Below are 301 nucleotides of genomic sequence, written 5' to 3' on the forward strand. Positions count from 1 at the left end.
TGTTACACCGGATCTGGTTTTGCTGGACGTGATGATGCCAGATATGGACGGTTTAACGGTGTATGAATACCTTTCCCGGCAGGAGGCTTACCGACTGATCCCCGTGATACTGATGACTGCCCGGGTTCAGGCTCATGAGATCGATGAGTATCTTGCCAGAGGCGTTATTGGCGTCATCCAGAAACCCTTTGATCCTGTAGCATTGCCCAAGCTTTTAACCTCCTATTGGCAAACCTATCAGGCACATCTTTCAGGGTCTGAACCGTCATGAACCGAAAGCAATCCTATTTCTATCTGGCCG

Annotated in this window: 1 protein-coding gene; it reads left to right on the plus strand. The window is 49.5% G+C overall.

Annotated elements, in window-relative coordinates; translation table 11 throughout:
- The coding region (locus CWC28_RS21725; RefSeq protein ID WP_138625784.1) for a response regulator at window positions 1-271 on the plus strand (271 nt) is incomplete at its 5' end.
- Window positions 272-301 lie beyond the last annotated feature (30 nt).

The sequence above is a fragment of the Pseudoalteromonas sp. S4492 genome (assembly GCF_005886115.1).
GTDB classification, from domain to species: Bacteria; Pseudomonadota; Gammaproteobacteria; order Enterobacterales; family Alteromonadaceae; genus Pseudoalteromonas; species Pseudoalteromonas gelatinilytica.